Source organism: Streptomyces sp. NPDC059564 (genome assembly GCF_042735575.1).
GTDB lineage: Bacteria > Actinomycetota > Actinomycetes > Streptomycetales > Streptomycetaceae > Streptomyces.
In genome coordinates, this window is sequence record NZ_JBHWBP010000625.1 from 1 (window position 1) to 2,085 (window position 2,085).

The window sequence follows — 2,085 nt, forward strand, 5'->3', positions numbered from 1 at the left end:
CGCCCGCACTATGGGAGCGGATCACGGCATCCGCCCAGGCCCGGTTGCAGGACCCCGGACTCAGTCCCCAGGCCATCGCCGACCAGCACGGCATCTCCCTGCGCTACCTGCACCGGCTCTTCCAGCTCCAGGGCACCACCGTCAACGCCTGGGTGCGGACGCGACGGCTGGAGTCGGCGCGCGAGGAGCTGACCCGGGCCGGCGCGGCCCACCGGTCGATCGGGGCGCTGGCCGCCCGCTGGGGCTTCGCCAACCCCGCCCACTTCAGCCGGACGTTCCGCGAGACGTACGGGATGTCGCCGGTGCAGTGGCGCGCCGCGCATCTCGGGCCCCGACGCACGGCGGGCACTGTGCCCGGAAAGGCAAGACCCGGGGCACTGTCAGCATGATGGCACCCGCGCTCGGCTCCTAGCTTTCCCCGTATGCGGTTACGGCGGAAGGAACGGAAATGAAGCGCAGAGCGGTGGCGTTGCTGCTGCCCGCCCTCATGGTGGCGATGAGCGTCGTGGGATCCGGGACGCCCTCCTCGGCCCAGGGCGATACGGGTGTCGCCCCCGACCGGACCACGGCGGTGGGTCCCCAGTACGACACCACGCACGTCTACGTCACCCCCGGAACGGTGGACGCGTTCGTCGCCAGCTGGGGCGCTACCTTCGGCGGGACCCACACGGACAAGGTCCTCACCACGGTCACGCCGACGCCCAGCCGGGCCGAGTCGGAACTGGTGATGTCGCCCGTCGGCACCCTGTCCGTCTTCGACTTCAAGACGCCCGTCCCCCATCCGTTCGGCGCCGAACGGACGGGCTGGCTCGTGAGCGACTTCGACAAGGGCGTCCGACTGGCCAGGCAGAGCGGTGCGCAGCTGGTCGTCGCGCCCTTCGACGACCCCATCGGACGGGACGCGATCGTCCAGTTCCCGGGCGGCGTCAACGCGCAGCTGTACTGGCACACGAAGGCGCCGTCGTACCAGCCCCTGGAGTCCGTCCCGGACAACCGCGTCTACCTGACGCCCGATTCGGCCGGCCCGTTCCTCCGCTCCTGCCTGCGGTTCACCGGGGGGCGGATCGTCTCCGACCAACGGGCGGCGGACGGCGGCGACATCGGATCGCCCGGCGGGACGTATCGCCGGATCGTCATCCGCTCCGCGTTCGGCAACACGGTCGTGAGCGTCACCGACGGCCACCTTCCCCACCCGTTCGGGCGGGAGACCACCGGCTACGGGGTGAAGGACCTCGCCGTGACACTGCGGAAGGCCCAGTCGGCGGGGGCGAGCGTGCTGTGGGGCCCGTACACCGGCGGCGACGGCCGCTCCAGCGCCATGGTGCAGTTCCCCGGCGGGTACGTGGCCGAACTGCACCAGGACAGTGATCACAGGTGACCCCGCACCTTCGGCACATGAGGGAAAGGGACACCACCATGTCCGCAGCCAAGCGATGGTCACGGACCGGTCTGCTGGCCACAGCCCTGGCAGCGAGCCTCACCGTCACGGTGACCGGCCCGGCGACCGCCGCCACCGGCCCGGTCTCGGACGCACGCTTCCTCGCGCATCTGAACATGACCGACGGACAGCGACCGGAGAACATGGCCCTGGAGCCGGGCGGCGGCGCGGACGTCACGTTCGCCTTCTCCCGCCAGGTCGCCCGCATCACCCCCGACGGCCGGGCGCACGTCCTGGCCACCCTGCCGCCGCCCCCGGCCGGATCCGTCACCCCGGTCCTGGGCTCGCCGTTCCTCGGAGGCATCGTCCGCGCGCACGACGGGACGCTGTACTTCGCGTACGCCACGGGCACCGGTGACCTGACCGGTGTGTGGCGCCTGCGCCCCGGCGGCACCCCGCGGCGCATCGCCGCCCTCCCGGCGGACAGCCTGCCCAACGGCCTGGCACTCGACGGGCACAGCGGTCTGCTGTACGTGGCCGATTCGGCCCTCGGCACCGTCTGGCGGGTGCCCGAGGGGGGCGGCGCCCCGACCCGGTGGGCCACCGCCGCCGAGCTGCGGCCCACCGGATTCCTGGGCGCCAACGGGATCAAGATCCACAACGGGGCGGCCTGGGTGACCAACCTGGACCAGGGCGCCGTGCTTCGC

At 72.4% G+C, this 2,085-nt stretch carries 3 protein-coding genes; all 3 read left to right on the forward strand.

Annotation, left to right across the window (positions count from 1 at the left end):
* A partial coding sequence (locus tag ACFV0Q_RS41005; protein ID WP_385013140.1) for a helix-turn-helix transcriptional regulator occupies window positions 1-389 on the forward strand: 389 nt, incomplete at its 5' end.
* A 59-nt stretch (window positions 390-448) separates the two neighbouring features.
* Complete coding sequence (locus tag ACFV0Q_RS41010) at window positions 449-1,378, forward strand: glyoxalase (protein WP_385013142.1); 930 nt, start codon at window positions 449-451, stop codon at window positions 1,376-1,378.
* 38 nt (window positions 1,379-1,416) lie between these two features.
* Window positions 1,417-2,085 (forward strand): SMP-30/gluconolactonase/LRE family protein (locus ACFV0Q_RS41015; protein ID WP_385013144.1); only part of this gene is annotated, 669 nt, incomplete at its 3' end.